This window comes from Allosaccharopolyspora coralli (genome assembly GCF_009664835.1).
In the GTDB taxonomy this organism is placed as follows: domain Bacteria; phylum Actinomycetota; class Actinomycetes; order Mycobacteriales; family Pseudonocardiaceae; genus Allosaccharopolyspora; species Allosaccharopolyspora coralli.
The window spans coordinates 516,118-540,714 of sequence record NZ_CP045929.1 but is presented as its reverse complement, the minus strand read 5'-3'; the positions used below and the strand labels follow the sequence as shown (position 1 = coordinate 540,714).

Genomic DNA, 24,597 nt, shown 5'->3' with positions numbered 1-24,597 from the left:
GAAAGTGCCGTTCGCCCCACCACACGAGGCGAAGGTGCCGTTCGCCCCACCACACGAGGCGAAGGTGCCGTTCGCCTCACCACACGAGGCGAAGGTGCCGTTCGCGCCACCACACAAGGTGAACGGCACTCGCCTCACCACACGGGGTGTCGCCGCCGGGCGAGCATCAGGAGGAACACCGGGCCGCCGACGAGGGCGGTGAGCACGCCGACCGGCAGCTCCGAGGGTGCCACCACCGTGCGCGCGGCGAGATCCGCCAGTACCAGGAACACCGCCCCCAGCAACGCCGACGTCACCAGCAGCTTCCTGGCACCACCACCCACGAGGAACCGTGCGGCGTGCGGCACGAGCAGCCCGACGAACCCGATCCCGCCCGAGATCGCCACCGCCGTTCCGGCGACGAGAGAGACACCGACCAGGCTCAGCACCCGCACTGTTCGGGCATCGACTCCGCTCGCTGCCGCCGCGTCGTCCCCAGCGTGCAGCAGGTCCAGCCAGCGCCCCATCGCCACCGCCGCGACGAGACCGACGACGAGAACGGCCGCCGGAACCGCGAGCAGTTCCCAGCGCGCCGAACCGAGACCCCCGGTCATCCAAAACATCACCTGCGCGACCTGCCCGGAGTTCTCAGCCGTGTAGAGCACCACCGTCATCAGCGCGCTCGCGATCTGCCCCACCGCGATCCCTCCCAGAATCAGCGCTGTCACAGAACCGAAACGGCCCGCCACCGCGATCACCGCCGCCAGCGCGAGCAGTCCACCGAGGAACGCCGCCACCGGCAAGGTCGCATACCCGGCGAGCCCCGCTCCCAGCCCGAAGACGGTCAGGATCGACACCGCCAACCCCGCACCCTGGGACACGCCCAGCAGGTACGGGTCGGCCATCGGGTTCGCGGTCACGGTCTGCGCGAGTGCCCCGGCGACCGCGAGCGCCGCGCCGACGACTACCGCCGTCGCCACCCGCGGCATCCGCGATTCCCACACGATCGCCTCCCGCACCCGCGTCCACTCGGGCTCGATCAGCCACGGCAGAACCGGCTCGGCGAGAATGCCTCCCACCTGGGACAAGGGCAGCGACACTGAACCCACCGCGACGGCCAGACACACCGCGAGCAGCAATGCGACCAGCAGGGCGGGAACGAGCAGTCCGGCCCGCACGGACAGGGACCTCATACGCCGTGAAGCGCCTCGGCGAGGTCTTCGACGGCGTCGGGGAACCGGATCCCCTCGGTGAGCTCGACGAGTTGCATTCGGTGGAACCGCCCGTCGCGGACGGCAGGCGTGCCGGACATGAGCGGATGCCCTCGCAGGAAGTCCCGTTTGGGGTCGACCGGCGCGCCGAGGTAGTCGAGGAGAATCACCGCCTCGGGCTGCCGCGCAGCCGCTTCCTCCCAGCTCACGTCCGCGAAGGTCTCGTCGACGTCGGCGAAGATGTTGCGGGCGCCCGCACGCTGGAGCACGTCGGCACCGACACCGCGCCCGCCGAGCGTCATCGGCGCGTTCTCGCCGGAGTCGTAGACGAACACGTCGACGGGCGCCTTGTCGCGCAGGCGTTCTTCCACCGCGCGGACCCGGTTCGCGATGTCGGCGTTGAGTTCCCGCGCCGCTTCCCGCAATCCGAGCACCTCGCCGAACATCGTGATGTCCGACAGGAGCAGCTCCATCCCGGACGTCGCGGCACCCTCCACACAGGACTCCGAGAGCAGCAGCGTCGCGATTCCCATGTCCTCCAACGACTCGCGGCCCCGGCCGTCCGATTCCCGGAACGCGCTGGAGTAACCGCCGACGACGAGATCCGGCTCCGCTTCGAGGATCGTCTCCACCGACGGGTACTTCTCGGCCAGCTGCGGCACCCGGTCGAACTCCGCCGCCACCGACTCCGGCGGCTGCGTGTCGTCGGGATACGCGGTGCCGACGAGGCGGTCTCCGAGCCCGAGCGCGACGAGGATCTCGGTGGCGTGCTGGTTGAGACTGACCACCCGCTGCGGCGGCTCGGCGAACACCTGGGTGCGCCCGCAGTTGTCGACGCGGTGACCTTCCGCTGCTTGCGGTGGTGCGGAAGTACCGCACGCGGCGAGCACTGTACTGACGGCGATGAGGGCGAGCAGGCGGAGACGGCCGCGCATGGGTGCCTTCCGGTCGGGCGGCCCGTGACGTGCCCGACCCCGCGACACCGGCGTCGACGGGCTCAGACCCCGACCGCAGACCGCGGCGGTCGATGGAGTCTCTGCGCGAGCGGGCGATCGGGCTCGCCGCGAAACGCGGCCTACCGTTGCGGGTCAGCGCCGGAATCGGACGTGGCGGACCACGGCCTCACCGGACTTCTCCCGTTCGCGAAGTTCAACCGGAGATCCTGCCTGACCGCCCGACGCAGGTCAACGGACTGTGATCACCCTCGCCGGGCACCGATCTCCGCGCCACGTGTGCATACCGGGCCTTCTTGCAAGTAGATTGCAGTTGCAAGACACTTCTGACAGCGACCGAGGCCGAGGGAGACGCTCACAATGGCCCAGTACGTTCTGCCCGAGCTGGACTACGACTACGCGGCGCTGGAGCCCGCGATCTCGGGTGAGATCAACGAGCTGCACCACAGCAAGCACCACGCCACCTACGTCAAGGGTGCCAACGACACGATCGACAAGATCGCCGAGGCCCGCGACAAGGGTGACTTCTCCCAGATCGTCGGCTTGGAGACCACGCTGGCCTTCAACCTCGCCGGACACTCCCTGCACATCAGCTGGTGGAAGGGCCTGAGCCCGGACGGGGGCGACAAGCCCACCGGCGACTTGGCCGCCGCCATCGACCAGGACTTCGGCTCGTTCGACAAGTTCCGGGCCCAGATGGAGGCCGTGTCCACCACGATCCAGGGCAACGGCTGGGGCGTGCTCGCGTGGGACCCGGTGGGCCAGCGGCTGCTGACTCAGCAGCTCCGCGACCACCACTCCAACCTGTCGATCGCGACCACCCCGCTGCTCGCGTTCGACATCTGGGAGCACGCCTACTACCTGCAGTACAAGAACGTGAAGGCGGACTACGTCAAGCAGTTGTGGAACGTCGTCAACTGGGCCGAGGTCGGCAAGCGTTTCGAGGACGCGCGCAACGGCCTCAACGGCCTGCGGCTGCCCACCGCGTGAGGCGAGTGATCACGACTTCGGCAGTGAGTGCTCCGACAAGCTGATCTGCCGAAACGCTTCGGGGCCTTCCTCAGGGAGGGCCCCGAAGTGCTCTCCGGACACGATTCGGCCCCGGTCTCCGTGCGGAGGCCGGGGCCGAATCCAGTTCCCGAACTGACTGCCGCTCCCACCACGAAGCGGACGAGCTTTAGGTTAGCCTAACCTGTCTACCGGGGCAAGTCCTGCGCCGGTTTCGACCGCGAACGACGCACGATCACCGCCCCGACCAGCGCAGCCAGCAGTGACACCGCCCCGCCCAGCAACAGCGGCGACCGCCCACCGAAGACCTCGGCGAGCCAGCCGGTCGCCAGTCCACCGAGCGGTTTGCCGCCGAAGAACAGCAGCATGTACAACCCCATCACCCGCCCCCGCATCGCCGGGGACACCGCGAGCTGAGTCGTCGCGTTGGCGCTGGTCGTAAAGGTCATCACGGCGATGCCGACCGGGATCAGCGCCACCGCGAACGTCCAGTACGTCGGCATCAGCGACGCGAGCATCAGCAGCACACCGAACGAGGCGGCCCCGCCGAACACCAGCCGCAACCGCGGTCCGCCGCGCGCGCTGCGTCGGGCAGCCAAGGTCGCGCCGCTCAGCGTTCCCACCGCGAGCATCGTGATCAGCAGCCCGTAGCCGTCGGCGCCGCTGCCGAAGACGTTGCGTGCCATCACCGCGAACGCACTCTCGAAGTTCATTCCGAACGTGCCGATACAGAACGTCACACCCATGATCGCGACGAGGTCCGGGCGTTGCCGCACGTACTCGAGTCCCGCCCGAAGCTGCCCCTTCTCCCGCGGCTGCTGCTCAGGACGGCGCAGCCGCGACACGTCCATCGCCACGAGCCCGGCGACCACGGCGATCGAGCTCAACCCGTTGAGCAGGAACACCCAGCCGGTGCCGATGAGGGTGATGAGCACGCCCGACACGGCAGGCCCGACGATGCGCGCGAGGTTGAACGTCATGGAGTTCAGCGCGACCGCGTTGGTGAGCTGCGCAGGCCCGACCATCTCGACCACGAACGACTGTCGCACCGGCGCGTCGACGGCCGCGAACGCCCCGAGCACGAAACACAGCACGTAGACGTGCCACAACGCGACGGCTCCGGTGGTGTCGAGCAGCCCGAGCACCAGTCCGCAGACGCCGAGCCCGCTCTGCAGGAAGATCAGCAGGGTGCGCTTGTCGAAGCGGTCGGCGAGCACACCCGCCCACAGGGTCAGGAACAGCGACGGCAGGAACTGCAACGCCACGGCCACACCGAGCGCGACCGGGCTCCCGCCGGAGAGTTCGAGGACCAACCAGTCCTGCGCGGCACGCTGCATCCACGTCCCGGTCAGGGACACGACCTGACCGGAGGCGTAATAACGGTAGTTCCGCTCGCGCAGGGAGCGGAACATTCCGCCGCCGGAGTCCGATGTGGACTGATTCGGCCGGGTAGGACTCGCTCCGGGTGTGTCGTGTTCGTCCCTCGGAGCGGATGTTGTCACTGCGGGCTGTTCAGCTCCCCGACATGCGGTCGATGATTTCCGCGGCGCGGCTGAGCACCGCACGTTCCTCGTCGTCCAGCTCGGCCAACCGGAGGTCGAGCCACCGCTCGCGGGCGTGGACCTCGTCCTCGATCCGCGCGTGCCCCGCCTCGGTGAGTTCCACGATCGCCTGCCTGCGATCGGTGGGGTGCGCGTGGCGGGTGACCAGGCCCTTGTCCTCGAGCGCAGCGATCACCCTGGTCATCGACGGTGGCCGCACACCCTCCTGGGCCGCCAGTTCGCCCGGGGACGCCGTACCGGACTTGCGCAGCGACGCCATCGCGGAGAGTTGGGTGAGCGTCACCGCGTCGTCCGGCGTCTGCGCGCGGAGGCGCCGAGTCAGCCGCACAACCGCGACGCGCAGCCTCCCCGTGAGCGCGCGTTCCCGTTCTACGACGTCGGTCTCGGACTTCACGGCCACATCCTTAGTTTACCTAATAACCCCACCCCCTCTCCGAGACATCCCTCACCCCGGGTGGCAAATTCGCGCGAATTTGCCACCCCTCCATCCACAGGCGGCGGAGTTGTCCCCACCGTTTTGGGGGGGTTAGGTGGCGAGGGCGGCGGAGACGGGGCCGGAGACGAAGTAGAGCACGAACGCGGCGGAGACCACCCACATCAGCGGGTGTACCGAACGCCCCCGCCCGCTCGCGGTCGCCAGCACCACGTAGCTGATGAACCCGGCACCGATGCCGTTGGCGATCGAATAGGTGAACGGCATGATCACGATCGTCAGGAACGCGGGCAGCGCCATCGTGAAGTCGGTGAAGTCGATGAACCGCACCTGGGCGATCATCATCGCGCCGACGATGACCAACGCCGCCGCCGCAGCCTCCACGGGCACGACCTCGTAGAGCGGGGTGAAGAACATGGCCGCGAGGAACAGCAGCCCCGTGACGACGTTGGCCAGACCGGTCCGCGCGCCTTCGGCGATCCCGGCCGCGGACTCCACGAAGACCGTGTTCGAACTCGCCGAGCCTGCCCCGCCCGCGACGGCGCCGACGCCCTCGACCGCGAGTGCCTTGCCGATGCCGGGCAGCTTCCCGTCGTCGGTGGCCAGGCCCGCTTCCTTGCCGAGTCCGGTCATGGTCCCCATCGCGTCGAAGAAGTTCGCCAGCACGAGGGTGAACACGAGCATCGCGCACGCCAGCGCGGGCAGCCGCGTCCACGCGCCGAACGAGATGTCGCCGATCAGCGCCAGGTCGGGGAGGCTGAAGACCTGTTCCGGCAACGCCGGGTACCCGAGGTTCCAGCCGTACTCGTTGACGCCCTGGGACGGCCCGGCTCCCACGATCGACTCCAGCCCGATCGCCACGACGGTCGTGGTGAGGATGCCGACGAGGATGCCGCCGCGAACGTTGCGGGCGACGAGCACACTCGTGAAGATCAAGCCGAGGACGAACAGCCCGGTGGGCCAGGACGCGATGGAGCCGTCGATGCCGAGTCCGACCGGCACGGTGGTGTCGGCGGCATCCGGAAGGCGGCGCACGAAGCCCGCGTCGACGAGCCCGACGAAGGCGATGAAAGCCCCGATTCCCGCCGCGATGGCGGCTTTCAGCTCTGGTGGCACCGCGTTGAACACGGCGGTGCGAAACCCGGTCGCCACGAGCACGAGGATGATCAGCCCGTCGATGACGACGAGCCCCATCGCTTCCGGCCACGTCACCTGTGGCGCGATCGTGACCGCCACGAGCGTGTTGATGCCGAGACCGGCGGCGAAGGCGAACGGGTAGTTCGCGATGAGGCCGAACAGAATCGTCATCACGCCGGCGACGAGCGCGGTGGCGGCGGCGACCTGCGGCACCGGCAGGATGTCGCCCACCACGTCTCGGGTGGCGCCCGCGTCGTCGGCCGAGTAATTGCCGAGGATGAGCGGGTTCAGCACGATGATGTAGGCAAGCGTGACGAATGTGACGAGCCCGCCGCGCAGCTCTCGCGTGAGGCTCGATCCGCGTTCGCTGATCCGGAAGTACCGGTCGAGCACGGCTGTTCCGCGTGCGGTGTTCTTTTTGTCCGTCATGCGCTCCCACCATCCAGCACGGTGCCCCGGGTAGCCTGCACGATGTGGCCGACGAACACGACAGCACCCCCGCCGCGGCGGAGCACTCTCGCCCGGTGCCCGGCCTGCCGTCGCCGCTCGTCGAGCCGACCCCGGTGGTGCTCGCCGCGACGCTCGTGTGGATGGCCGCGTTCGTGTTCTTCGCGCTGACCGTGGGCCCGGGGATCGAGTTCTGGACCAGCCTGACGGGAGTCGTACTCGGTTTCGTCGGCTACGCGGTGTTCTGGTGGCAGCGGTCGGCGTCCCGGCGGGGTTCGCGCGGCGCGTGGAAAGGCCTCTCCGGACTCGACTAAAGCCGCGTGAGCCTTTTTGGTTGCTATAGCCACCAAAAAGGCTCACGCGGCCGCGCGCTCGGGAGAATCGTTCGGTTTCGGCGGTTCACGCCCTTTTCTCGCCGATGACCCGATAGTCTCCCGTCGCGACAGTCCAAAGGTGCTGGGGAGAACACGTGGGCCTGAAGATCGACGTCAACCGGTTCGAGTTCGCGATCCTCGCCGAGACGGCGAAGCTGACTCGCGTGCCGATGGTGGCGACCTACAGCCACTACGGGGCGCGTCCCGCCGACCAACGTGTCGCGTTCCGGGAGGCGGAGGACGAGTGTCGGCGCCGAGGCCTGATCGAGCGCGGCGGCCAGGTCTCCGACGACGTGTGGGACCTCATCGCGACGTACTCGAACACGGCCGTGGAGTACGACCTGCGGTTCTCGGCGACCCAGGGCCACGAGCTGCGGGCGTGCGTGGACCGAGCCGGCCAGCTCGCCGTGCGCACCGTCGTCGCCGACGACCGGATCGTGATCGACGAGGTTCGGGCAGGCGACGAGGTCCGCTCGCTGATGGCGTTGCTGCCCGAGAGCGCACCGATGCGTACACCGCCAATGAGTGTCGACCTCGTCGAACTGCGCGCCGCCGCCACCGAAGCCGCCCGCGACGGCGAGCCGGACCAACGGTCCATTCACCGCATCCTGCGTGCGAAAGGTGTCGACGTCGACGGCTACCGCGCGATGACTCAGATCCTCGACGCGGACAAGTCCGGAGCCGGACAGCTCGGCGTGACGGTCTGGGACCGGCACGGAAAGGAGCACCGGGGCGAGGAGACCGTGAACGTCTTCGACGTCGCCCACGGGCGCGTGGCGCTCTACAACGCAGGAAACCAGCGCGTCCTCGCCGGAGCCGACACTGCCACCCTCGACCGTGTCCTCGGCGAGATCGCCGCTCGCACTCATCGCAACGCCCAGTGGTGACGAGGCGGCTGCTCCGAACGGAGGACCGCGGAACCGACTCGGTACCCGGTACGTCACATCTGCCCATATCCGGCCGCTGCCCTGGCAGGATGACACCGATCGTCGCGATCAGCGCACACAACAGAACCCACGCCAGGAAAGGAGGAGACAGGAATGCTGGACAACTCACCCTCCGGGGCTGTCCCCGGCTCCGGTGCCCGCTACGTCGTCAACACCGCCGTGAACTCCGGCGGCACCGCCCAGGCGGCGTCGTTCTCCGTCGAGCTCGACCAGATCCCCGCCCTCATCGCCAAGTACGAAGACGCCCAGCAGAAGCTGCAGTCGATTCGACGGCAGGCAAGCCGCTTGAGCACGGTCGGCGCACCTGGGAACGACGAAGTCAGTAAGAATCTGGCTCAAGCACTCAACGACATGGCAACCAATGGTCCAGGCAGCCTTCTCGACGCCGTGACCGACGGAATCAACCGCGTGAAACACCAGATCGAGCAGCTCAAGAGCGCCCAGCAGGGCTATCAGCAGGCTGACGAGTCCGCCACGCCAACAAGGACTTGAGGAGTCGTCGTGCTACGCCGTGTGATCGCCACCTCAGCTTGCCTCGCGTCCATACTCGTGGTCGCAGCATGCGGTGCGGGTGACCAAGCCCCTTCGCCCACACCCGGGGCGCCCACTACAGAGAACTCTGCGGCGCCTCCACCACCCGCCTCCCAGGTGGAGAATCCCAAAGACATGGGTGCGGTCGCGGAGGACCCGTGTTCGGGCTTGACACCCGACAATCTCGCCGCCGTAGGCGCTGGGACCGAACCACCCGTTATCGAAGAGTCTGAGTGGGGACAAGGCATCTGTGTGTGGGACGACTCGAACGCGAGCGTCAGCGTGACACCGGACACGGTGAACGGCGGAGGATTCGGGCGAATCCAGAGCAACAAGGATCTCTTCACGAATTACACCGAGCTTGATATCGGAGGCCATCCTGCTGCAAAGGTAGACGCTTCGGACGTAACTTGCGGCGTCATCGTCGGAGTCAACGACCACGACACTCTGATGATCGACGGGGCTGTCTACAGCGATGAAGCCAAAATGCAGGACGCATGCGCAATCGCTGAGAAAGCGGCTGCCTCGGCGCTCAGCAACCTCCCTCCGAAGTCCTGATGCCACACCCGAATCTTTAAGGAAACAGCCATGGTGCTACCCATTATCGTGGGCGGGTACGTCGTCACCCGCACGTCGGATTCGGGCAATTCCGACGAGATCATGAATCAGGTCGGTTTCAACCACCCCGAGAAGTACAACCAGATCCACGGCGGCAAGGGCACCGGCCAGCTGGTCGACTCGGTTCGCACCTGGAAGAACGACATCGCTGCCGACTTCGACGAAGTCGCGAACCTCATCGAGGACGCGAACAAGCAGGCCGGGGTCGTCTGGACGGGCCAGGCGGCGGAGGCGCACAACGCGGCGAGTCGGCCGATGAGCCAGTTCGCGATGGACGCGCAGCAGGTGTCGGACGCGGTGGGAAGCAGCGCCGAGGCCCAGGTCGGGAACTTCTCTCGCGTCCGCGACAGCATGCCGGAGCCGGTGGAGGTCACGGCGACGGACAACATGCTCGAGAAGGGCGGCGCGTGGCTGACCGGTTCGGAGACCGACCTGCAGCAGCAGGAGCGTCAGGCCACCGCGAAGGCGCAGGAGGCCAAGGCTCACTACGACACCTACAGCAACGGCGTCAGCAGCGTGAACCAGGGCCTGCCGCACTACCCGAAGGCCCCGGAGATGACCTACGCGCCGGGCGACGCCCAACCGCACGGCAAGGCAACCGTGGGCAGCGGCAACGGCTACACCGGTAGCGGCCTGAGCAGCGACACGAGCACGGTGGGCGGCGGGAGCTCGGTGGCCGCCGGTTCCGGATATCAGGGCTCGTTCCCCCACGGCTCCGCCACGGGCGTGGACCCTGCATCGGGCAGCGGATCCGGTGTCGGCGGTGGTGCCTCGGCCGGGACCGGCTCCCCCGCGGGAAGCGGCTCGGCGTGGTCGCCCAGCCCCGGCGGTGCTGGTGCCGGCGTACCCGGCGGAGCTGGTGTCGGCGGCTCCGGTGGTGCAGGCACTCCTGGAGGTATCAGCGGCGGCGTGATCGGCGCTCCCGGCGTTGGGGGCGGCTCCGGGAGCCGTGGCGGCTCGGGCGTCGGCGGCGGCTCCGGAGGCCGCGGCGGAACGGGCGTCGGTTCCGGAGGCCGCGGCGCCACGGGTGTCGGTGGCGGTTCCGGAGGCCGCGGCGCCACGGGTGTCGGTGGCGGTTCCGGCGGCGGTTCCGGCGCAGGCGGACGCTCCGGGTTCGGCGCCGGTGGACGTGCCGGAGTGGGCGGTCTCGGCGGCGGTAGCGGCTCCGGTGTGGGCGGAGGTTCCGGCTCGGGTGTCGGCTCCGGCTCGGGTGGCAACAACCTCGGCGCCGGCGGCCGCGCGGGCACCGGCGGCCTCGGCGGGTCGGGCAGCACCGGTGGCGGAGTCGCGGGCGGCGCGGGTGCGCGCGGCGGCATGGGCGGAGGCGCGATGGCGCCCGGCGCGCGCGGGCGCGGAGCCCCCGGCGAGGACGACCAGGAGCACGAGAACAAGTACATGCTCGACACCGACGAAGCGTGGGAAGACCTCGGGCTGCCCCCGGTCGCCCCCGCCGTCTTCGGCGACTGGGACAACGACGACCGCTGAGCGGCGATCCGTTTGAAGCGAACGGCACCTTCGCCCCGTGTGGTGAGGCGAAAGTGCCGTTCACCTCACCCGGGGATTCGAAGCGAACGGCACCTTCGCCCCGTGTCGTGAGGCGAAAGTGCCGTTCACCCCACCCGGGATTTGAAGCGAACGGCACCTTCGCCCCGTGTCGTGAGGCGAAAGTGCCGTTCACCCCACCCGGGATTTGGAGCGAACGGCACCTTCGCCCCGTGTCGTGAGGCGAGAGTGCCGTTCGCTTCGTCAGCGCAGGAGGGTGGTGGCTTCGGGGTCGGCGAGCAGGGCCGTGAGCGCGAAGCGGTCCGGCCAGTGTCCCGTCGCCCAGGCGAGGGCACGTCCGAGCCCGTCCGGCGTGTGGTCCGCGTGGACGGCGCCGTCGGTGTCGACCCACCAGTGCACCCGCCGCTCCCCGTCCGCGACCCGCACCGTCAGTGTCTCGTGCACAGCGACCGTGCCCGCAGGCACCGGGACGCCGAGTAGTTCACACGCAGCGGGTACGCGTGCCGCGTCGCGCCATTGTTGGACCGTGCCAGCGTCTTCGATCCGCGCGGCCGGGTCCTCCGATGCCAGCGGTAGGTCGAGCAGTTCGGCGAGCGCTTCGGCGTCGAGCTGGTCGGGGCTGCCGCCCGCGACGACGAGCGGCGCGTCGAGCACGCCGAGCAGCCACGGTTCGTCGAGTACGACCGCCCGGTGCGCGTCCACCACCGCGCCCGACAGCGACCGCACCGCGCGCGGCGGTTCCAGGTCGTCGGTGTCCACGACGTCACACGCGACCGCGTCGGCCAGCGCTCGGTGCGCCCGAACCGCGGTGCCCGCACGGACGGCGCGTTCCCGCTCCGCCAGCCGAGCCAGGAGGTCGGCGGCGTCGTCGGTATCGGCTACTCGCAACTCCTGGCGCACACCAGCCAACCGCAACGGTTCGACGTCCAGCCCGACGTCCGGCACCGGGTCGTACAGCCCGGAGAGCTCGTCGGCCTCCTCGAGCCGCCAGAATCGTGGCGGGCGCCCCGCCAACGTCGCGAACCGTGCGATCCACCAGGAGGCGTGCCCGCCGGGTTCCCGCAAGGCTCGCAACGTGTCCGGTTCCGAGACGAGCAGGCGCAGCGCCTCCGGCCACGCGTCCGCAGCGACCAGGTCGAGGTCGCGGACGCCGCTGATCCGCGACGGCGGCCACTGCTCGCACGTTTCCTGCTCGTGCCACCACTGCTCGCCGTCCGCGAACTCCTCGGGCGCCTCGACGGGAGATTCCTCGACGTGCACGGCGAAGCCGTCCAGCACGCCCACCGACGTCAGCAGCTCCCGCGGCCACCTGGCGGCGAACTCCGCATCCAGCACCGACAGCGGGCCGTCACCGCCGAGGAACTCGGGATCCAGAACCGTACGCAGCGCCGCGTCCGGAAGCAGTGACTCGTCGGCCCTGCGGTGATCACCCTCGGAGTCCGGAAGCGCCAACGCGCCGAGCCAGTCCCGCGAGGCGACTCCGGAGGCGAGCCGCAGCACCGCCTCCACCAGCGGCCCCGTGTCCGCGCCCGCGCGTGCGTCCGCGACGCTCCTGCGTACGGCGTCCGCCAACGGCGGTGCGTCGAGCAGCTCGCCCGGGCCGGCCCGATGCGCGCCGAGTTTCTCCAACAGCGGGTGACTCGCTTCCGCAGCGGCGATCCGCAAGCCTGAAATGTCCAGAGTGGACAACAAAGCGCCGGGGTCGTCGCCGTCGGCTCCCAGTAGGACGTCGCGGGGTCCGGTCACGGTGCGTCCGTCGGCCAAAGGCACCGGCAAAGCAGCGAAGTCGTCGCGGGCTCGCGGATCCGACTCCTCGATCGGAGCCACCGCCGCGTAGAGCCGGTACCACCACGATGCCGGACGCTGCACTCCCGTCACCGCCTCGACGATCTCCGCCGGGCCGAGCCGGGTGACCTCCAGTGCCGCCAGCCGCTGCCGAAAACGGGGCTCCGAGAGCTCGGCGATCACAAGCCCGGGAACGAGGTCGGTAAGCAGCTTCACCAGCTCAGCCGACGGGAAGTCGAGCACACGAGCCGCATGCGGGGCGACCGCGCGCCCGGCCGCCGACGGCAGCCATGCCGACACCCGGAGACGGTCGGTCACCACCTGTCGCAGCTTCTCGTCCACATCGGACAGCGGAAAGTCCGGCGTCGGAACCAGCGAGGCGCGGCGCTCCGGGTCCATTTTGGACACGAGTTCCGGGTAGCACTCCGCGGCGAACACCAAGACCGCTTCGGACGCGCGCGAATTCGCCACCCGGCGCCGGTCCGGCTCCAGCGGGACACCCGCCAACAGGCGAGCGGGCAACGACACTCGTTCGTCCGTGGGCGTCGGCGCGTGCAACACGTCGCCGCTCGCGTCGACCGGAGCACCGTCCTCGTCGAGCTGCACCGCCCAACACACCCACCATCGCGAGTGCCGCTGTTCCTCCACGGCCAAACCGGCCATCGTGGACTCCGGGAGGTTGCCGGACGCGCGGTGCACCACCCATCGCCGCGTTCCGTCCGGCCCGTCTACGTCGACTGCGTCGCCGTCGCGGTCGTGCCTGCGCCACACCTGGTCGTCGACGCGGATCTCCCCGACCGACGGCAGCGCCAGCAACAGGTCCGCGGCCTGCTCGGCGCACGCCGCGAGCAACTCCGTCGCGTCCACGCCGGGACGTAGCGGCAGCCGCACCTCGCTGTCGTAGCCCTCCGGCGGCTGCCCGTCGTCGGGCCACGCCAACCGCAGCACCGGTACGTCGCCTTCACGGCGAGCCACCTCGTCGGCGACTCCCGAACGCTGAACAGCCTGCTCACGCGTCGCCGAGGCGGAGAACCGGATCCCACCCGTGGACGAGACGATCGACGGGTCGTCCGAGACTCCGAGCACCGCCGAGAAACCCACGCCGAACCGCCCCACCGAGGCGCCCTCGCGTTTCGCCGACGCGCGCAGCGAAGCCAGGGACTCGACACCGGCGACCGTCAGCGGCGCGCCCGTGTTCGCCACCCGCAACTCGCCGTCGACCAGCCGCACCCACACGGAGCCGGGCTTGCCGGCTCCGTCGGCGGCGTCGGCGGCGTTCTGGACGAGCTCCACGAGCAACCGATCCCGGTACCCGCCGACTCGCAGGTCGCCTTCGGCGTTCGCGTCCTCCCGGAACCGGGTCGGCGAGGCGTCCCAGGCCTGCAACACCGCGCTGCGCAGCGCGGCCGTGCCGAAAGGGTCGGTCACCCCCTGGCCTCGGGAGCAGGCGAGTCCTCGCGAGACTCGTAGTCCAGCGTCGTGTCGTCGTAGACGACCCGGGCGACCGGCACCGTCGAGGACGTGTCGATCTCGGCCTCCGAATGCGCGCCGCAGCCGAACTCGACGTGCACGACTCGGCCGTCGGCGGGCGCGACCTCGTTGCTGCACACCCCGAACGCCGCGCGCATCGAACCAGCAAGCGACAGGAAGAAGCCGCACGTGCCACACGCACCCGGTGCCTGCCGGGCCATGTCCGTGTCCGGGCCGAACTCGCCCTCGTACCAGCGCTCCGCGGCGTCCAAGCGGCCCTCACGGCTCGGCACGCGTTCCCGCCCGAGCCCGATGTCGCGAGCCACGTCCTCGACCGCCGGGTCGTCGCTGAGCACGTAGCCGGGAACCAGCCGCGGGTCGTCGGCGCTGCTCGGCAACAGATCGCCCGCGCCGAGGTCACCCGGTTCGATCCGCTCGTTCCACGGCACCCAGTCGGGCGCGGTCAGCGCCTGCGGACCGGGCAGCAGCACGACCTCGCTCACCGTCACCGGCTCGCCCGGGCCGACAGTGGCGACGGTCACCGCCCAACGCCAGCCCACGTACCCGGGATCGGTCGACTCGAACAGGTGCGTCGCGAGACCCTCCGCCTCGGGCTCGACCCCCACGTGGGCACCGACCGGCCCGTCCGAACCGGACCCGGTCTCGTCCTCGGCGGCGGTGCGTGCGAGGTCTACCGACGCGACCAGCCGGGGATCGGGATCGGGCACGACCCTGTCCCGCCGGTCGTCGTCCGGGGTGTACGCGGCATCCACACCGGCAGCATGGCCGAGACCCGCACCGCCGGCACGACCACCGGAAGCCGGGCTGCTGATCGAAGCAGACAGAGACGTCACACCGTTGATTGTGCCGCACGCCTCCGAGTCCTCCGACGCCCGTGTCACGCTGACCGCGTGCGGATGCGACGACACAGCGGATTGCTCGCCCTCGTGCTGGCGGGCTTGGTCGCGCTGCCAGCGAGCTGCGCGGTAACGCAGGAACCAGGGAACGGCGACGGCCAGGCACACCGCGAGCAGTCCGATCAGGGCTTGTGGCACACGGGAAGCGTCCCACACCTGCGAGTCGACGTGATGGAGGTCCTTCCGCACGATCGCACCGCCTTCACCCAGGGACTCGAACTCGCCGGGGGCATCCTCTACGAAGGGACCGGACAATACGAGAGCTCGGTGATCAGATCCGTCGATCAGCGCACCGGGCGGACGCTGGCCGAAATGCCGCTCGCCCCGGAGGAGTTCGGTGAGGGCATCACCGTCGCCGGGGACCGCATCTGGCAGCTGACCTGGAAGAACGAGGTCGCGCTGGTGCGGGAACGCGAGTCGCTGCGTGAGGTCCGGCGGGTCGGCTACGAGGGCGAGGGCTGGGGCCTGTGCCACGACGGGCAGCGGATGGTGATGTCGGACGGCAGCGACGAGCTGACGTTCCGTGACCCGGTGACGTTCGATGAGACCGGCTCCGTCGAGGTCACGCTCGACGAGCGGCCGGTGACCGAACTCAACGAGCTCGAGTGCGTCGGCGGCGAGGTGTTCGCGAACGTGTGGGGCCAGGACCGGATCGTGCGCATCGACCCCGGGTCCGGGCAGGTCACCGGCGTCGTCGACGCGTCAGGGCTGCTGCCGCCGGAGGACGCGGCGGAGGCCGACGTGCTCAACGGCATCGCCGCCGTCGACGGCACCGACGAGTTCCTGCTCACCGGCAAGTACTGGCCGCACCTCTACCGTGTGCGGTTCGTCCCGGCATGATCCTGCGCCCCGGGACCGATACGGCAAGATGGCAGGCATGGCTGCCCGACGAGACGACGAACCGCGCGGCCGGGCCGGGTGGAGCGCCGGGCACCGTCGCGGACGCGTCACCCACCAAGGCCGGACCCGGCCGGGCAACGGCGCCGAACACCGGAACCGTGCCGGGGACGACCAGCGCAACCGCGCCGAACACGGCAGCCGCAACCGTTCCGAACCGTCTCGTCGCTACCCGTGGGACGACGACCCGGACTACGCCACGGCACGCACGAACCGCTCGCGCAGGCTCCCGCCGCTGCCCAGGGACCACCCGGGCAGGCATGAACCGCAGGAGGAGCCGCCTCCGGAGCAGCCGGACGAACCGCGGCGCGGCAACGAACCGCCACGCAAACTCACCGTCACGCGGGTCGCCGCTTGGCGGACCCGGAACCTGAGCCAGCGAGCGGTGCGGCTGTTCTTCTCCGCCGCCAACGCCGACGGGGCCGACCGATCCGGGCTCGGCAAGTTCATCTATGCCGTGATGGGCAACTACGCCGTCGACGCCGCGATGGCCGTTGCCCTGGCGAACACCCTGTTCTTCTCGGCCGCGACCGCCGAGAGCCGCGACAAGGTCGCGCTCTACCTGCTCATCACCGTCGCACCGTTCGCGCTGATCGCGCCCGTGATCGGCCCGGCGCTCGACCGCATCCAGCAAGGCAGGCGCGGTGCGCTCGCCGCGTCGTTCGGCATCCGGGTCGTGCTCGCGGTGGTGATGGCGCTCAACTTCGACAGTTGGCTGCTGTATCCGGCGGCGCTGGGCTGCATGGTCATGTCGAAGTCGTTCGGGGTGCTCAAGGCCGCTATGACCCCGCGCGTGCTGCCCGACGAGATCACTCTCACCAAGGCGAACTCGCGGCTGACGACTTTCGGCATGGCCGCGGGCGGGGTGTTCGGCGCCGTCGCTTCCGGCTGCGCCTACCTGTTCGGCTCCGAAGGCGCGCTCTGGTACATGGCCGCGCTCGCCGCGTTCGCGGCGTGGCTGTGCCTGCGCATCCCGGCGTGGGTGGAAAGCACCGCGGGCGAGGTTCCCGCAGTCATCACCAGCCACGCACGCTCGAAGAAGCAGCGCACGCCGATGACCGGCCACGTCGTCGTGGCGCTGTGGGGCAACGGCTCGATCCGGGTGCTGACCGGGTTCCTGACGCTCTTCGCCGCCTTCGTCATCAAGGCGGGCGTCACGGACCCGGTGATGCAGCTCGGCCTGCTCGGACTCGTCGGCGGTGCGGCGGGCGCCGGGAGCTTCCTCGGCAACGCCGTCGGTGCGCAGCTCACCTTCCACAAGCCCGACCAGCTCATTATCGCGTGCCTCGGCGGCGTGCTCGCCGCGACCACCGTCGCCGCCGTGTTCGCGGGTTTGCCCTTGGCGGTGGTCGTCGCCCTCGTCGGGGCGAGCGCCAGCGCGCTGGCCAAGGTCTGCCTCGACGCCGTCATTCAGCGCGACATGCCCGAACGGTCCCGCGCATCGGCGTTCGGGCGGTCCGAGACGATCCTGCAGCTCAGCTGGGTCCTCGGCGGCGCGCTCGGGGTCTTGTTGCCGCCGGAGTACTGGATCGGATTCACGGTCGTCGCCGGGCTGCTCGCACTCGGGTTCGCCCAGACCGTCACCGCCGGGCGCGGTGGCAGTCTGATTCCGCGCCTGCGCCGAGCACCGGAACCGGCTACCGAACGCGCGCGGCAGGCGACGTAGGCTCACGGCGTGCACCGAGGATTGACTGCGCTGCTGGCTGCCGCCGGCCTTGCGCTCGCCGGCTGCGGCACTCCCGCTTCCGGCTCCCCCGAGAGCCCGGAGATCACGTTCTACGCCCACGGCGAATCGATCCGGGTGGAGGCCGCCCAGTTCTGCAACGCGATCGGCACGGAGTGCTCACCGCCGAATCCGGACGCGATCGGGGACCTGCGGGTGCCGCCGGGTTCGCCGGTGCAGATCTCGGTGCCGAGCGAGGTCTCGTCGGCACCCTGGCAGGTGGCGATGATGTACCGGCTGCCGAACGGCCAGGAGGTCGCCGACCGCAGCTCGGTGTTCACCCCCGACGAACGACGCACCTACACGGCGCGGCCACCCGCCGACGACGCGCAGTTCACCCGCGTCGAGGTGCAGCAGTACTCCGGCGTCCTGCTGCCCGCCGAAGACGGGGGAATCCAGTTCGCGTTGGCCGGAACGTGGGTCGTCACACCCCAGTCGTGAGGGCGGGGCGTCCCGCTCAGGCGCCGGGGTCGAGCTCGCGGGCGACGGCGCGGACGACCTCGCCGACGCGCTTGGTGTTCTTCCGGTCCGGGTAGCGGCCGCGGCGCAGGTCCGGCAGCACGCGGGCCTCGAGCAGCTTGATCATGTCCTCGACCATGCCGTGCAGCTCGTCGGGCGAGCGACGCTGCGATTCCGCCACCGATTTCGGCGGGTCGAGCAGGGTGACCTTCAGCGCCTGCGGCCCACGACGCCCCTGCGCCATGTCGAAGTCGACCCGCTGGCCCGTCTTCAGCGCCTCCACCCCGGACGGCAGAGCGGTGGAGCGCACGTAGACGTCCTCACCAGCGTCCTGGGTCAGGAATCCGAAACCCTTGTCCGCGTCGTACCACTTGACCTTGCCGGTCGGCACTGTCCTCACCGTTCCCTGTCGCTCGGCCACCCACCCGCTCACGAAGCCGGGTGCGACCGTCGTCGTCGCCTCCACCTGCAGTGACCACCTCGCCGGGCCGCTGCGCTGCGCCGCACGGGTGCTCTCCCCGGCACGACGAACGCGCCCCGGTCGGCCGTGCGGCTCGAGCGTTCCAGGACGCGTCACTCTAGGGTACCCGGCCGGACACCCGAAGTGCCGCCGTGCGCCCGCCCGACACGGACTGCTGGAGCACAGCGACGGCGCTACCGCAGTACTCACCGAACAGACGCATCTGGCCTCGCTGGGCTGGAAACGCACTGGCATATGCATCTGATGAGCGGTGTCGCCGCTGGAGACGACCCGATCACCATTCTGTCCCGGAACGCGGCCGGGTGGCACCACCTTCTCGACCGCATCCAAGCGGAGCTGGGCAAGCAGGTTGCGACCCGTTCACCTGACGAAATGCAGGCCCTTCAGCAACACTACGCAGAACTCCTCTTGCGTTAGGGCGCTACTCGATGTCGACGATCCCGCAGCCAGCCGCGAGGTGAGGTTCCGCTACGGCACCACCCACGCAGATCAACCCACTTACCCCTCTTTCTCCAGCCACAAGGCGCGTGCGACCGGTGGTTACGTGCGGACGTGCAGCAGCCACCGCTGCAAGGCCGTTGCGAGGTGGATCGGGGCGTCGTACTGGATCAGGTGCCCGGCCTCGTCGATGATCTCGACGTCGGCGTCGGGGATCATCTCGGCCAATCGCGTCGCCCTGTCGACAGGGATCCACGTGTCTTCACGTCCCCAGACGATCTTCACCGGGAGGTCGATCTCGGAGTACAGGTCCTGGATCTCGTCCGTGAAGCGTTGATCGGCTTGAGCGATCTGCCGGTAGAAGGCGCGCTGACCCTCATCCGACAGCCATGGAGCGGTCAGGACGTCCATCTGCTCGCTCGACAGTCCCCGATGACTGGCACCGGCGATGTAGGCCTCCAACGCTCCCCGGTGAACGAACCCGGGCTGGGATGCGAACACGTCCTTGTGCTCTGCGACGAGGTGGAAGAAGTCGGAACCCCACGGGCGAAGCGCCACCACGTCGACCAATGCGAGCGAAGAGTATGCCGCTCCGTGGAGCAGGTGCGCCCGCAACGCCACCGCGCCGCCCCAGTCGTGCGCGATCACGTGCGGCGAGGCCAGATCCCAGTGACGCAGCAGGTCATCGAACAGCTCGGCTTGGGTGCCGAGGTCGACGGGCTGGTCCGCGTGCTTGGTGGACTGGCCGAAGCCAGCCATGTCCCACAAGTAGACCGAGAATTCCCGGCTCAGAGCCTGCGCGAACGGAACCCACACCTGGGCGGACCACGGCGTCCCGTGGCACATCACCACCGCAGGCCCGGATCCTCCGACGTGATCCCACGCGACGGAGTGCCCCCGCCAGTCGAACCGTTGCGACAGATGCATTTCCTGATCATGTCACAAACTCTGGCGTCGACCGCTGCGCACAGCCAGGACGAGTCACACTCTGCCGACGCACGAGTCAGGTACCGCGTATTCGCCCGATTTTCGGCGGGTACTGCGGCGGCGCCTAGACTCGACGCCATGGACGAGGCATCGCAGTCGACGGCAACGCACGTGGCGCTGATTCTGTTCGCGGCCGGACTGCTGGCCGTGGTGGCGATCTTCGTCCTGTTCGCGGCCGGGTTCAGCGACCTCCCGGTGTGGCTCAACCTCGCCGCGCTGCTCGCGCCGGCCGGACTGGCCGTCGGGCTGGTGTCGATGCTCGTGCGCTCGCGTCGACGCACCCGAGCCGACTGAACACCGCAGCGGCTCAGGTGGTCCAGCCACCGGAGATCGGAATGACCTGACCGGCGAGGAAATCGCTGCCCGAACTCGCCAGGGACAACGCCAGTTCGGCCGCCTCGGGACCGGTGCCGAGTCGCCCGGCGGGAATCTGAGCCTCGAACTGCTGGCGCACCGACTCGTCGGCCAGCATCTCGTCGGTGTAGTACATGTTGTTCTCGATGTGCGCGGGCCCGAGAGCGTTGACCTGCACGTTGTACGGCGCCGCTTCATTACCGACGACCTGCAGGAACGCGTTCTGCGCTCCGCGGGCGGCCGAGTACACGCTCAGCCCGGGGATCGCGCGCTCCGGGGTGGCGCTGGTGACGCCCACGATCTTGCCTGCGCGGCGTTCCATCATCTGCGGCAGCACGGCGCGCACGATCCGCAGGAACGGCCACACGAGCGCGTCGAGGTAGGCCTGGAAGTCCTGGTCGGCGAAGCTGTCGGCGCCGACCAGCATGTTCGTGACCGGCATGTACTCCCGGGGCCCCGCGAAGTTCGCGACCAGGACGTCAATGTGCCCGACGTTGGCGACCAGGCCCTGCGCCGCGTCGGGTTCGTCCAGAACGGACTCGTCGGCGACCACATCGGCGCCCTCCGACGAGAAGAGTTCGACCACAGGTGGGCCGAGGTATCGGTCCGCGTGCGTCACCAACGTCCGCTTGCCTTCGAGGCGTCCGGCCATCGTTGCTCCTCCGCTCACGAGATCGTCGAGCACTTCCGGCGTAACCGGCCGAATACTACCGGTTACGAGCTCGGCGTTCGACGTTCGTGGCGGGTCGACCGCATCGCGCCAGTCCTGTGTGGACGTTCTCTCTGGGTAGCGACACCAGGAGGTCAGCGCGTCTTCAGCCAGTCGGGGAACTCCGTGAGGTCGCCCAGGACGACGTCCGCACCGGCCTCCACCAACGTGTCCGCGTCGTGGGGCCCTGTCGCCACCGCGACGGCGAGCGCCCCGGCCACCTTCGCGCCACGCACGTCCCCGACGTGATCGCCGACGTAGACATCGGCTCCGCACTCGGCCAGAACGGCACCCTTGTCGGCACCGAACGCATCGCCGCGCAGCCGGTCGATCTCCCACCCGAGGGCCTCGATGTGCAGGGCAGCGTTGCGTTCGTACTTGCCGGTGACGATGAGCGTGGAGCCGTCGGCCGCGCGCACGGCGTCGAGTGCGGCCGCGGCTCCCGGCATCATGGTCGTCACCGGGATGGCCGTGGCCGGGTACAACTCCCGGAACCGCGCGACGAGGCGCTCGACCAGCTCTTCGTCGAAGCCGTAAGCGCGGATGACGTCGGGCAGCGGCGGACCGAGGTTCGCGGCGAAGTGCTCACCGTCGAGCTCGACGCCGAACTCGCGGGACAGCCGTGCGAACAGTTCGGTCATGGCGGGCCGGACGTCGATGAGGGTGAGGTCGAGGTCGAATCCCACGACCGGTCCGAGGCGGGAGGTCACCGGGCCAGGCTACCGATCCCTTGACGCGGAACTGTTCAGTACCGAAAATGCTGTGGCGTCCGACACGCCCTCGCCACCGGGAGTCCTCATGACCGCCGAGCTGACCGCGCACCGCGAGCACTTCCACTCCCTCCGTGCCGGTGGACTCCGCTGGGACTCGTTGCCGTTGCGCCTGTTCACGAAGGGCAACAAGAAGTTCTGGGACCCGGCGGGGATCGACTTCAGCCAGGACGCGCAGGACTGGCAGAACCTCGACGACGAGGAGCGCCGCAGCGTCGCGATGCTGTGCTCGCAGTTCATCGCCGGAGAGGAGGCCGTCACCCAGGACATTCAGCCGTTCATGGCCGCGATGGCCACGGAGGGACGGTTCGGCGACGAGCTGTACCTCTCGCAGTTCTGCTTCGAAGAAGCCAAACACACCCAGGCGTTCCGGCTGTGGATGGACGCCGTCGGACTCACCGAGGACCTGCACAGCCACGTCGAAGAGAACCCCGGCTACCGCGCCCTGTTCTACGAGGCACTGCCCGAGTCGCTGCACGCCCTGCACCGCGACCCGAGCCCCGCCAACCAGGTTCGCGCTTCCGTGACCTACAACCACGTGATCGAGGGAACGCTGGCGCTCACCGGCTACTACGCGTGGCACAAGATCTGCGCGGCGCGCGGGATCATGCCCGGAATGCAGGAAGTGGTGCGGCGCATCGGCGACGACGAGCGCAGGCACATGGCGTGGGGCACGTTCACCTGCCGCAGGCACGTGGCGGCCGACGAAGCGAACTGGGAGATCGTCGAGAAGCGGATGGAAGAACTCCTGCCGCTGGCCGTGGAACAGATCCAGTGGCAACCGGACGACGCGCCGGAGGAGCCACCGTTCCAGCTCGACTTGGAGGAACTCTCGGCGTACGCGGGCGACCGTGCCACGCGGAGGCTCGGCGCGATCTCGTCGGCGCGCGGGGCGAACCTCGCCGACATCGACGTGGACGCCTCCCCGGAGCAGCTCGAGGAACAGTTCGGCGCCGAGGACGAAGCCGCCCTCGCCGACGCCGCCCGCTGAGCCGGCAGCGAGACGGTGGTGCGAACGGCACTCTCGCCTCGTCTTGTGGGGCGAAAGTGCCGTTCGCCTCATCGTTCGCCCTCGCCGCGACCACGCACGGTGATACCTCTGTGTCACGGCGGGTGCGGGCTCGCCCGCTGAGCCGGCAGCGAGATGGTGGTGCGAACGGCACTCTCGCCTCGTCTTGTGGGGCGAGAGTGCCGTTCGCACCGGTGTGGGCGGCAAATTCGCGCGAATTTGCGGTTACGCAGGGTGACCAAAGCGGTGAATGGCGCGTCCTGTGGCTACAGCTCCAGGAGCTGCTTTGATTCCTCGCGCATCTGGACCTTGCGGACCTTGCCGGTGACGGTCATCGGGAACTCCTCGACGACATGCACGTACCGGGGAATCTTGTAGTGCGCGAGTTTGCCCGTGCAGAACTCACGCAGCGTCTCGGCGGTGAGTTCGGAAGCTCCCGCGTGCAGGCGCACCCAGGCACAGAGCTCTTCGCCGTAGCGCGCGTCCGGCACCCCGACGACCTGCGCGTCGAGAATGTCCGGGTGGGTGTAGAGGAATTCCTCGATCTCGCGGGGATAGATGTTCTCCCCACCACGGATGACCATGTCCTTGATGCGGCCGGTGATGCTGACGTAGCCGTCCTCGTCCATGGTGGCGAGATCGCCGGTGTGCATCCAGCGGGCGGCGTCGACGGCCTCGGCGGTCTTGTCGGGCTGCTCCCAGTACCCGAGCATCACCGAATACCCGCGCGTGCACAGCTCACCCGACTCGCCTCGGGGCACGGTCAGTCCGGTGACCGGGTCGATGACCTTGATCTCGAGGTGCGGGCCGACGCGGCCGACGGTGGACACTCGCCGTTCCAGGGAGTCGTCGGCGCGGGTCTGCGTGGACACCGGAGAGGTTTCCGTCATGCCGTAACAGATGGCAACCTCCGACATGCCCATCCGATCGATGACCTGCTTCATCACCTCGACCGGGCAGGTCGAGCCCGCCATGATCCCGGTGCGCAGCGAGTTCAGGTCGTAGTCGTCGAAGGTCGGCAGATCCATTTCGGCGATGAACATCGTCGGCACCCCGTACAGCGACGTGCAGCGTTCGGTCGCGACCGCGTCGAGCACGGACTGCGGCTCGAACGCCTCGGACGGGACGACCATCGCGGAGCCGTGGCTGGTGCAGGCGAGGTTGCCCATCACCATGCCGAAGCAGTGGTAGAACGGCGGCACGATCGCGACCCGGTCCCGCTCGGTGTAGCCGCAGAGCTCGCCGACGAAGAAGCCGTTGTTGAGGATGTTGTGGTGCGACAGTGTCGCGCCCTTCGGGAATCCGGTGGTGCCCGAGGTGTACTGGATGTTGATCGGGTCGTCCGCCGACAACGCGCGCTGCGCGTCGCGGAGCACCTGCGCATCCGCATCGCGCCGGAAGAGCCCGTCCCAGTCGCCGGTGCCGACGTGGACGACCTGTTCGAGGGTCGGGCACCGGCCGCGCACCTCGTCGATCATGCCCACGTAGTCCGAGGTCTTGAACGACTCGGCGGAGACCAGCATCCGGATGCCCGCCTGGTTGAGGACGTATTCGAGCTCGTGACTCCGGTACGAGGGATTGATGTTGACCAGGATCGCCCCGATCTTCGCGGTCGCGTACTGGGTGAGGGTCCATTCCGAACGGTTGGGGGCCCAGATCCCGACGCGGTCGCCCTTCACGATTCCGCGTTCCAGGAGCCCGTGGGCGAGGGCGTCGACGTCGGCGACGAACTCGCGGTAGGTCCAGCGGCGGCCGGTGGCGAACTCGACGAGCGCGTCGCGGTCGGGGTGCGCGGCGGCAGTGCGGTCGAGGTTGTCCCCGATGGTGTCGCCGAGCAGCGGAACGTCCGACGTGCCGGAGGAGTAGCTCGGCAAGGTCTGTTCGTTGGTGTCCAC

At 69.2% G+C, this 24,597-nt stretch carries 23 protein-coding genes; 11 read left to right on the top strand and 12 right to left on the bottom strand.

Translation table 11 applies throughout. The features are described 5' to 3' along the window. Positions 1-134 precede the first annotated feature (134 nt). Complete coding sequence (locus GIY23_RS02580; RefSeq protein ID WP_154075196.1) at positions 135-1,172, bottom strand: FecCD family ABC transporter permease; 1,038 nt, start codon at positions 1,170-1,172, stop codon at positions 135-137. Next, positions 1,169-2,125 (bottom strand): helical backbone metal receptor, encoded by a 957-nt coding sequence (locus GIY23_RS02575; protein ID WP_154075195.1) that lies wholly within the window; start codon positions 2,123-2,125, stop codon positions 1,169-1,171. The genes GIY23_RS02580 and GIY23_RS02575 overlap by 4 nt, the downstream gene beginning before the upstream one ends. A gap of 378 nt (positions 2,126-2,503) precedes the next feature. Between GIY23_RS02575 and GIY23_RS02570 the strand changes: the two genes are divergently transcribed. Further along, positions 2,504-3,133: a superoxide dismutase gene (locus GIY23_RS02570; protein ID WP_154075194.1), complete on the top strand. Its 630-nt coding sequence runs from the start codon at positions 2,504-2,506 to the stop codon at positions 3,131-3,133. A 206-nt stretch (positions 3,134-3,339) separates the two neighbouring features. Here GIY23_RS02570 and GIY23_RS02565 read toward each other — a convergent pair whose 3' ends face one another. The 3 genes from GIY23_RS02565 to GIY23_RS02555 all read right to left on the bottom strand — a co-directional run bounded on the left by GIY23_RS02565 (position 3,340) and on the right by GIY23_RS02555 (position 6,712). After that, positions 3,340-4,563 carry an MFS transporter gene (locus GIY23_RS02565; RefSeq protein ID WP_154075193.1) on the bottom strand — a complete coding sequence of 408 codons (1,224 nt, stop codon included), beginning with the start codon at positions 4,561-4,563 and terminating at the stop codon, positions 3,340-3,342. 100 nt (positions 4,564-4,663) lie between these two features. Then, positions 4,664-5,107, bottom strand: a complete 444-nt coding sequence (locus GIY23_RS02560) for a MarR family winged helix-turn-helix transcriptional regulator (protein ID WP_154075192.1) — start codon at positions 5,105-5,107, stop codon at positions 4,664-4,666. 132 nt (positions 5,108-5,239) lie between these two features. Then, a complete protein-coding gene (locus GIY23_RS02555; protein WP_154075191.1) occupies positions 5,240-6,712 on the bottom strand; it encodes an NCS2 family permease in 1,473 nt (490 codons plus the stop codon). A gap of 44 nt (positions 6,713-6,756) precedes the next feature. On the opposite strand from GIY23_RS02555, the gene GIY23_RS02550 reads away from it, so the two are divergent. From GIY23_RS02550 to GIY23_RS02530, 5 genes are all read left to right on the top strand, one after another. After that, positions 6,757-7,044, top strand: coding sequence for a DUF2530 domain-containing protein (locus GIY23_RS02550; RefSeq protein ID WP_154075190.1), 288 nt, complete (start codon positions 6,757-6,759; stop codon positions 7,042-7,044). A gap of 155 nt (positions 7,045-7,199) precedes the next feature. After that, entirely contained in the window at positions 7,200-7,991 is a 792-nt protein-coding gene (locus tag GIY23_RS02545) for an ESX secretion-associated protein EspG (protein ID WP_154075189.1), read from the top strand. A 153-nt stretch (positions 7,992-8,144) separates the two neighbouring features. After that, positions 8,145-8,543 (top strand): hypothetical protein, encoded by a 399-nt coding sequence (locus GIY23_RS02540; RefSeq protein ID WP_154075188.1) that lies wholly within the window; start codon positions 8,145-8,147, stop codon positions 8,541-8,543. A 9-nt stretch (positions 8,544-8,552) separates the two neighbouring features. Further along, positions 8,553-9,140, top strand: coding sequence for a DUF3558 domain-containing protein (locus tag GIY23_RS02535; protein WP_154075187.1), 588 nt, complete (start codon positions 8,553-8,555; stop codon positions 9,138-9,140). 30 nt (positions 9,141-9,170) lie between these two features. After that, a complete protein-coding gene (locus GIY23_RS02530; RefSeq protein ID WP_154075186.1) occupies positions 9,171-10,685 on the top strand; it encodes a PPE domain-containing protein in 1,515 nt (504 codons plus the stop codon). Between the two features lie 261 nt (positions 10,686-10,946). Here GIY23_RS02530 and GIY23_RS02525 read toward each other — a convergent pair whose 3' ends face one another. Together GIY23_RS02525 and GIY23_RS02520 are read right to left on the bottom strand one after the other, a co-directional pair. Next, positions 10,947-13,916 carry a sacsin N-terminal ATP-binding-like domain-containing protein gene (locus GIY23_RS02525; protein ID WP_154075185.1) on the bottom strand — a complete coding sequence of 990 codons (2,970 nt, stop codon included), beginning with the start codon at positions 13,914-13,916 and terminating at the stop codon, positions 10,947-10,949. Then, on the bottom strand, positions 13,913-15,064 hold the full coding sequence (locus GIY23_RS02520) for a DUF3027 domain-containing protein (protein ID WP_323847474.1): 1,152 nt from the start codon (positions 15,062-15,064) through the stop codon (positions 13,913-13,915). The genes GIY23_RS02525 and GIY23_RS02520 overlap by 4 nt, the downstream gene beginning before the upstream one ends. Between GIY23_RS02520 and GIY23_RS02515 the strand changes: the two genes are divergently transcribed. From GIY23_RS02515 to GIY23_RS02505, 3 genes are read left to right on the top strand one after another with little or no spacing between them, the layout of a single operon-like run. Beyond that, the gene (locus tag GIY23_RS02515) at positions 15,047-15,715 is read left to right on the top strand and encodes a glutaminyl-peptide cyclotransferase (protein WP_154078558.1); all 669 of its coding nucleotides are present in this window, start codon (positions 15,047-15,049) and stop codon (positions 15,713-15,715) included. The two genes, GIY23_RS02520 and GIY23_RS02515, sit on opposite strands and share 18 nt — an antisense overlap. 37 nt (positions 15,716-15,752) lie before the next feature. After that, a complete protein-coding gene (locus tag GIY23_RS02510; RefSeq protein WP_154075184.1) occupies positions 15,753-17,438 on the top strand; it encodes an MFS transporter in 1,686 nt (561 codons plus the stop codon). A gap of 9 nt (positions 17,439-17,447) precedes the next feature. Then, a complete protein-coding gene (locus GIY23_RS02505; RefSeq protein WP_154075183.1) occupies positions 17,448-17,936 on the top strand; it encodes a DUF2771 family protein in 489 nt (162 codons plus the stop codon). Between the two features lie 16 nt (positions 17,937-17,952). On the opposite strand, the gene GIY23_RS02500 is transcribed toward GIY23_RS02505, so the two are convergent. Continuing rightward, the gene (locus GIY23_RS02500) at positions 17,953-18,345 is read right to left on the bottom strand and encodes a cold-shock protein (RefSeq protein ID WP_154078556.1); all 393 of its coding nucleotides are present in this window, start codon (positions 18,343-18,345) and stop codon (positions 17,953-17,955) included. A 630-nt stretch (positions 18,346-18,975) separates the two neighbouring features. Beyond that, a complete protein-coding gene (locus GIY23_RS02495; protein ID WP_154075182.1) occupies positions 18,976-19,800 on the bottom strand; it encodes an alpha/beta fold hydrolase in 825 nt (274 codons plus the stop codon). A 138-nt stretch (positions 19,801-19,938) separates the two neighbouring features. Between GIY23_RS02495 and GIY23_RS02490 the strand changes: the two genes are divergently transcribed. After that, positions 19,939-20,154 carry a hypothetical protein gene (locus tag GIY23_RS02490; protein ID WP_154075181.1) on the top strand — a complete coding sequence of 72 codons (216 nt, stop codon included), beginning with the start codon at positions 19,939-19,941 and terminating at the stop codon, positions 20,152-20,154. A gap of 13 nt (positions 20,155-20,167) precedes the next feature. Here GIY23_RS02490 and GIY23_RS02485 read toward each other — a convergent pair whose 3' ends face one another. Both GIY23_RS02485 and GIY23_RS02480 read right to left on the bottom strand, forming a co-directional pair. After that, on the bottom strand, positions 20,168-20,866 hold the full coding sequence (locus GIY23_RS02485; protein WP_154075180.1) for an SDR family oxidoreductase: 699 nt from the start codon (positions 20,864-20,866) through the stop codon (positions 20,168-20,170). Positions 20,867-21,018: 152 nt separating this feature from the next. After that, on the bottom strand, positions 21,019-21,633 hold the full coding sequence (locus tag GIY23_RS02480; RefSeq protein ID WP_228717506.1) for an HAD family hydrolase: 615 nt from the start codon (positions 21,631-21,633) through the stop codon (positions 21,019-21,021). 88 nt (positions 21,634-21,721) lie between these two features. Between GIY23_RS02480 and GIY23_RS02475 the strand changes: the two genes are divergently transcribed. After that, positions 21,722-22,684, top strand: coding sequence for a R2-like ligand-binding oxidase (locus tag GIY23_RS02475; protein ID WP_154075179.1), 963 nt, complete (start codon positions 21,722-21,724; stop codon positions 22,682-22,684). 284 nt (positions 22,685-22,968) lie between these two features. Here GIY23_RS02475 and GIY23_RS02470 read toward each other — a convergent pair whose 3' ends face one another. Next, a complete protein-coding gene (locus GIY23_RS02470; RefSeq protein ID WP_228717505.1) occupies positions 22,969-24,597 on the bottom strand; it encodes an AMP-binding protein in 1,629 nt (542 codons plus the stop codon).

What these genes read in the sequence shown, in the direction of transcription:
- GIY23_RS02580 (WP_154075196.1), bottom strand. Translation starts at nt 1,172, where the DNA reads ATGAGGTCCCTGTCCGTGCGGGCCGGACTGCTCGTTCCCGCCCTGCTG.
- GIY23_RS02575 (WP_154075195.1), bottom strand. Translation starts at nt 2,125, where the DNA reads ATGCGCGGCCGTCTCCGCCTGCTCGCCCTCATCGCCGTCAGTACAGTG.
- GIY23_RS02570 (WP_154075194.1), top strand. Translation starts at nt 2,504, where the DNA reads ATGGCCCAGTACGTTCTGCCCGAGCTGGACTACGACTACGCGGCGCTG.
- GIY23_RS02565 (WP_154075193.1), bottom strand. Translation starts at nt 4,563, where the DNA reads ATGTTCCGCTCCCTGCGCGAGCGGAACTACCGTTATTACGCCTCCGGT.
- GIY23_RS02555 (WP_154075191.1), bottom strand. Translation starts at nt 6,712, where the DNA reads ATGACGGACAAAAAGAACACCGCACGCGGAACAGCCGTGCTCGACCGG.
- GIY23_RS02540 (WP_154075188.1), top strand. Translation starts at nt 8,145, where the DNA reads ATGCTGGACAACTCACCCTCCGGGGCTGTCCCCGGCTCCGGTGCCCGC.
- GIY23_RS02530 (WP_154075186.1), top strand. Translation starts at nt 9,171, where the DNA reads ATGGTGCTACCCATTATCGTGGGCGGGTACGTCGTCACCCGCACGTCG.
- GIY23_RS02515 (WP_154078558.1), top strand. Translation starts at nt 15,047, where the DNA reads ATGGAGGTCCTTCCGCACGATCGCACCGCCTTCACCCAGGGACTCGAA.
- GIY23_RS02510 (WP_154075184.1), top strand. Translation starts at nt 15,753, where the DNA reads ATGGCTGCCCGACGAGACGACGAACCGCGCGGCCGGGCCGGGTGGAGC.
- GIY23_RS02495 (WP_154075182.1), bottom strand. Translation starts at nt 19,800, where the DNA reads ATGCATCTGTCGCAACGGTTCGACTGGCGGGGGCACTCCGTCGCGTGG.
- GIY23_RS02490 (WP_154075181.1), top strand. Translation starts at nt 19,939, where the DNA reads ATGGACGAGGCATCGCAGTCGACGGCAACGCACGTGGCGCTGATTCTG.
- GIY23_RS02485 (WP_154075180.1), bottom strand. Translation starts at nt 20,866, where the DNA reads ATGGCCGGACGCCTCGAAGGCAAGCGGACGTTGGTGACGCACGCGGAC.
- GIY23_RS02475 (WP_154075179.1), top strand. Translation starts at nt 21,722, where the DNA reads ATGACCGCCGAGCTGACCGCGCACCGCGAGCACTTCCACTCCCTCCGT.